Origin of the sequence: Shewanella sp. K8, assembly GCF_028823715.1 — a bacterium.
Classification (GTDB): domain Bacteria; phylum Pseudomonadota; class Gammaproteobacteria; order Enterobacterales; family Shewanellaceae; genus Shewanella; species Shewanella algae.
On sequence record NZ_JAPEHY010000068.1, the window covers coordinates 1 to 5,744 of the forward strand.

Genomic DNA, 5,744 nt, shown 5'->3' on the forward strand with positions numbered 1-5,744 from the left:
TTCGCCCCACACCCGACCAAGCGGGGATCAACAGCAATCCCCTCTTGGATCTCCCCTGCCGCCCCGCACGGTGTCGAAAGCCCCTCGGCCTAATGGCGAAAATCACTGCCGCTTCAGACGCTCATCCCTGATTCGACTGTCGCTGCTTCGGCATCCAAATCCTTCCATGGATAAAGGCCAGCTCGCCTTCCTTGGCTCGCGCTCATAAGCACACTCGCCACCGGCGAGCATTCGCCCTCAGCCACGTTATTTGCGCCAACGGCTTTCGGCGACACCGAGGGGAAGTCGGTGCAATTCTTCCTCCAACGGTGTCGTATTTAGCTGCAGATGTACGCCTATTTCCCAGGCACAGGATTGTCTGTGTAAAAAGTTGTTCTTGGCGGCGCCGCTATCGGGGGAGGGAATAACTTGGTTTCCGCCGGTTTTTTCATCAGCAATGAAAAAGACCCAACTCACGTTGGGTCTTTGGGGACTTTAAATCAAGGAGGTTTTGCCGCTCAGGTTGGCGGCAAACGCCTTAAGCCTGTTGCGGTTCCACTGCCCGATAATGATCCTGCATGGTGTAAGAGCGGGCGTAGAGCGCAAACACCAAGGCGGCCAGTAGCGCGAAGCCGGCGAAGAAGAACATCTGGAAGGCGGTGACACTCAGGCCGGTTTCGGCAATCTGATTGGTCACGGCATCGCTCTTGACGCTGGCGTTAGCCAATAGCACCCAGAGGTTACCCACAGTGACCGAGAGGGTCCAGAAGCTCATGATGCTGCCTTTCATCGACTTGGGAGCCTGGCTGTAGGCAAACTCCAATCCGGTGGCAGAAACCAGTACTTCACCGAAAGTCAGCAGCGCATAAGGCAGTACTTGCCAGGTGATGGACATGGGGGTGCCGCCGTCCATCATCAGCTGAATGCTGCCTATCACTATCCAGGAAAGGCCGGAGAAGGCGATACCTGCGCCCATTTTACGCAGGGCATTGAGGCGCACGCCGCTGCGCTCCAGCATGGGGTAGAGCACAAAGTTGTTGAAGGGGATCAGTAGCATAACCAGCAGTGGGTTAAGCGCTTGCATCATGGCCGGCTCAAACCAGTCCGGCTTGACCATGTCGTTGGCCTGTAAAATCCAGGTGGAAGCCTTTTGATCGAACAGCGACCAGAAGGGGGTGACCAGAGCAAACAGGATTAAGATGCGGAACACGGCGCGCACACCGTCCACTGCCTCGAGCGGGTGTTGATTGCGGGCCCGCTCCAGTTGCATGGAGGCGCCTATGCCGACAAAGCCCATCAAGAGCACCATTGCCAGACACAAGGCGGTCACCACTCCCAGGCTGTTGTATTGGGTGAGGGAAAACAGCGCCAGCAGTATGCCTATGACACTCAGCAGCAAACCTGTATTGGCCTTGCCGGGCACCGGAGTGAAGATGGCGCTCTTGAGCACTGGCAGGAAGCCGTGTGGATCTTTGGGCTCGGGTTGCTGGTGGACATAACGTTTACGGCCGCCCCAGAAAAATACCGTGGCGATAAACATCAATACCCCCGGGATACCGAAGGCCACTGAAGGGCCAAAGAATTTCAGCAGCAGCGGCATCGACAGCGAGGCGAAGAAGGAGCCGAAGTTGATGGTGAAATAGAACATGTCGAAGGCTTTTTGCGCCAACGACTTATTGCTCTGATCGAACTGATCGCCCATGAAAGAGGATACCAGCGGCTTGATGCCGCCCGATCCCAGGGCTATCAGAAACAGGCCCGAGTAGAAGCCGGTTTTGCTGGTTTCGAAAATCGCCAGGAAGGCATGGCCAATCACATAGACTATGCTGAGCCACAAAATGGTGTGGTATTTACCGAAGAAACGGTCGGCCAGCCAGCCCCCCAGGAGAGGGAAGAAATACACCCCGATCACAAAGGAGTGGAACACATCTTTGGCTTCGCCCTGACGCAGTTCTTCCGGCACAGACAGCAGCAGAGCCGTCATCAGGAAGGGAGTCAGAATATTGCGCATGCCGTAAAAACTGAAGCGCTCGCAGGCTTCACTGGCAATGATAAAGGGGATCTGCCGCGGCCAGCGTGCAGAGGAAGGTGAGCTCATAATGTACCTTGGTTATTGTCGATTCTAATAAAGGTTGCAGCTATATGCGCATAATCCGGTTTTCCATTCAACTCCGGCCATGAACAAAACCGTTTTTTTTGTGAACTGAAGTGCAAATTTGCGTCGAAAGCCATGAAAAGGGCAAACTGATTACTCGTATTGGCAGCGGCATTGAGCTGTCATCATAGCGTCACGCTAAACCAAGGCTATCGGGAGCCGGGCACCATGGATACACCCTTGTATGGACCATTGACCATCGATGAATGGCTCAGGCTCAACCTGCAGCGCCAGGGCTTGTTGCAACCGGCGAACTCGGCGGCGGCCGTGATCCGTCAGCTGGGCTATGTGCAGATAGATTCCATTAATGTGGTCGAGCGTGCCCATCACCATGTGCTGCACAATCGGTTGCCCGGTTATCACCCCGAGCAGCTGCAACAGGCTATTGCCGATAAAGAGGTGTTCGAGTACTGGGCTCACGCCGCGGCCTATCTGCCCATGAGTGACTACAGGTACAGCCTGCAACGCAAACGGCAACTGAGTCAGGGGGATAAACACTGGTTTGAACCGGATGAGCCCTTGATGCGGGAAGTGCTTGCCAGAGTGCGCGCCGAGGGGCCGCTCAAGGCGAGTGATTTTGAACACCCAAGTGATCAGCGTGGCAGTTGGTGGGACTGGAAACCGGCCAAGAAGGCGCTGGAACAGCTGTTTATGCGCGGCGAGTTAATGGTGGTGCGGCGCGAGCGGTTTCAAAAGGTTTATGATTTGGCCGAGCGGGTGCTGCCGCCGGGCATAGATACCCGGCTGCCTGACGATGATGAGTTTGGCCGGTATCTGGTGAACCGCTTTCTCAATGCCAACGGTTTTGGCTCAGAGGCCCAGTTTGCCTATCTGCGTAAAGGCATGCGGCCGGTTATCAAGCGGGTGTTGGCCCAGGGGCTGGAGGCCGGCGAGCTGCAGCGGTTCAAGGTCGATGGTCAGCAGTATTTCTGCCCGGCAGAGCTGAGTGCGGCGCCCATGATCCCGGAGCGGGTCTGGCTGCTTAATCCCTTCGATAACCTGGTTATTCAACGTAACCGCTTAAAGCAATGGTTTGGCTTTGACTATCAACTGGAAGTGTACCTGCCGCAGGAAAAGCGAATCTACGGCTACTACAGCCTGGCCATCCTCTGGCGCCAGCAGTTTATCGGCCGGGTCGATGTCAAGGCCGACCGGCCGCGCCAATGCCTGCTGTTGCAAAACCTGGTGTTGGAGCCTGAGTATGCCAATCGGCCTTTGGATGATGTGTTACTGGCCGAACTCGTCAGGGCCATTGCCGACTATACCCGTTTCAATGCCTGTGAACGTTGGAAGTTGGTGCGCAGCAATCACAAGGGGCTGAAGCAGCTCTGGCGTCGCCAGCAATGGCTGTGAATTGGGCTTAAGCCGGCTCGAAAAACTTTTCGGCCAGCACCACCCGGTTCCGGCCGGCACGTTTTGCGTGGTAAAGCTGCATATCGGCCTGTTTATAAAGGCTTTCGATACTCCTGCCGTGGCGCCTTGGCATATGGACTATGCCTATGCTGACCGTGATGGGTAGATGGGGCACCTGTTCGTTACCGAAGTTGTGCTCGGCAACTTTGGCACGTATCTCCTCGGCCTTACGCTCGGCATCGGCGGCCGAAACTCCCCGCAGCAGCAAACCAAACTCCTCGCCGCCCAAGCGGCCAAGCAGATCATAGGGCCTGAGCCTGTCTTCCAGCAGCTGCACCAGTTGTTGCAGTACGGCATCACCACAGTCGTGGCCGTAGCTGTCATTGGTGGCCTTGAAGTAGTCAATATCGAGCAGCAAAAAGGCAAATTCGCTCAATCCTCTATTGGCTTCGGCCTTGGCGCGGCGCCAGTTTTCGAAGAAGCGGCGACGGTTCATGGCTCCGGTGAGCGGGTCGGTATTGGCCAGTTTTTCCAGCCGCTTGAAGCTGCGGTGACGGATCCGCTCGCCGGTATAACCTATACCAACGGCCATGGTATAGGCAGCAAAGAAGTTCACTACACCAAGACCCGCCAAGCTATCGGCCCCTTGCCACAGATTTTGGTTCAGCGTCAGCATCAGCCAGATACAAGAGGCCAATCCCAGGCTTAACAGCAATCCTCGGCTGCGACCCAATAGTAGAAATGCCAATATGGGCGATAGCAGCAGATAGAGGGTGATTTGATGTTGAGTGCCGAGCAGTAGGCTCATCGCCAGGGCAATGCAGGTGGGAACCAGCACTGTCAGCCACTGGCTGCGGCGCAAATTACCGTAAAACCAGAGATCGGCCACAATCGCCACATGGGCCGCCAGCCCCAACAGATTGATGACGACAGCGGCATCACTCTTGAACAGCCACAGGTAAAGCAACATGAAAAACAGCGAAGTAGCCGCAGTGGCCAGTAAGCAGGAGAGCAACTGGCCTGCCTGGCATTCCTGGGAGATCTGCCACATGGGATCGGTATCTTGCAGTCGGGTGGCAAACAGTCGGCTAACAGCCGGAGCGTGGATAATCATGATGCGGGTCCAAATGAAGAGGCCCTGAATGGGCCCTGAGATACACAGAACCCAAAAAATATGTGGCGCTGTGCCTGTTACATCTGTTGTTAATGGTGCGATTTTCAAAGATTTTCAGCAAATGACATCGTTGTCTTTTTGAGGCGGAGCAGGTTAAGCAAACAACTGGAACCGAGATCACGCGTCTCGCTTTGAAACAAATTGGCGCTAATGTGTAGTGAGTGAGAGGAATGTGGCATTTTGGTAAACAAATCCCCGCAAGCGGACTTTTGTCCTCAAGGCTTTTTTGGCACCGCCGGTAGACTCGGGTCAGTTTTTATCCGAGGAACAGCTTATGACAGCACATATCAACGCCGCCAAAGGCGATTTTGCCAAGACAGTTATCATGCCCGGCGATCCTTTGCGGGCCAAATACATTGCCGAGCACTTTCTCGAGGATGCCCGCGAGGTGACTTCGGTGCGCAATATGCTGGGTTATACCGGCAGCTGGCAGGGTAAGCCGGTTTCCGTAATGGGCCACGGCATGGGGATACCCTCCATGGTGCTCTATGGTCATGAGCTGATCAACGACTTCGGGGTTGAGCGCATCATTCGGGTGGGCAGCTTGGGGGCGACCCAGCGTCAGGTGCAGATGCGTGATGTGATCCTGGCTCAGGCGGCAGGGACAGATTCAGTCACCAACGCCAAGCGCAGCGCAGGTTATCATATGCCGACTTCGGCCAGCTTCCCGCTGCTGCTCAAGGCCTGGGAACAGGCCAAGGCCCAGGGGCTGAGTGTCAGAGTGGGCAATGTGTTCAGCGGCGATCTCTACTACGACCCGGATGAAGATCTGATCCCGGCGCTGGAGCGCTTCGGCATTCTGGGGATAGATATGGAAGTGGCCGGCCTCTACGGCCTGGCGCAGCAGTTCGGCATCGAGGCCTTGGCGATTCTGACCGTATCGGATCACTGCCTCACAGGTGAAGAAACCAGTGCCGAAGAGCGCCAGCTGTCATTTAACCAGATGATCTCGCTGGCGCTGGCCGTGGCCTAAGGAAGGTGCAAACAAGTCCCATGTGTGCTCTGCGTCGGCTTACGGGCCTGGATGTAAGGCGTGGTTCGCAGCAAATGGCCCTAGTCCTTTGCAAGAAGCACAACACAGCA

General features: G+C 55.8%; 4 protein-coding genes. 2 read left to right on the forward strand and 2 right to left on the reverse strand.

The genetic code is table 11. The features are described from left to right. Nucleotides 1-517: 517 nt before the first annotated feature. A complete protein-coding gene (locus ON072_RS20725) occupies nucleotides 518-2,077 on the reverse strand; it encodes a POT-type proton-dependent oligopeptide transporter (protein ID WP_115389753.1) in 1,560 nt (519 codons plus the stop codon). A 225-nt stretch (nucleotides 2,078-2,302) separates the two neighbouring features. On the opposite strand from ON072_RS20725, the gene ON072_RS20730 reads away from it, so the two are divergent. Beyond that, nucleotides 2,303-3,487 (forward strand): winged helix-turn-helix domain-containing protein, encoded by a 1,185-nt coding sequence (locus tag ON072_RS20730; protein ID WP_261753303.1) that lies wholly within the window; start codon nucleotides 2,303-2,305, stop codon nucleotides 3,485-3,487. A gap of 7 nt (nucleotides 3,488-3,494) precedes the next feature. Here the strand turns inward: ON072_RS20730 and ON072_RS20735 are convergent, their stop codons facing one another. Beyond that, nucleotides 3,495-4,601: a GGDEF domain-containing protein gene (locus ON072_RS20735; protein WP_208147723.1), complete on the reverse strand. Its 1,107-nt coding sequence runs from the start codon at nucleotides 4,599-4,601 to the stop codon at nucleotides 3,495-3,497. Nucleotides 4,602-4,935: 334 nt separating this feature from the next. Here ON072_RS20735 and deoD point away from each other — a divergent pair, with 334 nt between their 5' ends. Further along, nucleotides 4,936-5,634 (forward strand): purine-nucleoside phosphorylase, encoded by a 699-nt coding sequence (gene deoD, locus ON072_RS20740; protein WP_025011745.1) that lies wholly within the window; start codon nucleotides 4,936-4,938, stop codon nucleotides 5,632-5,634. The last annotated feature ends 110 nt before the right edge of the window (nucleotides 5,635-5,744 follow it).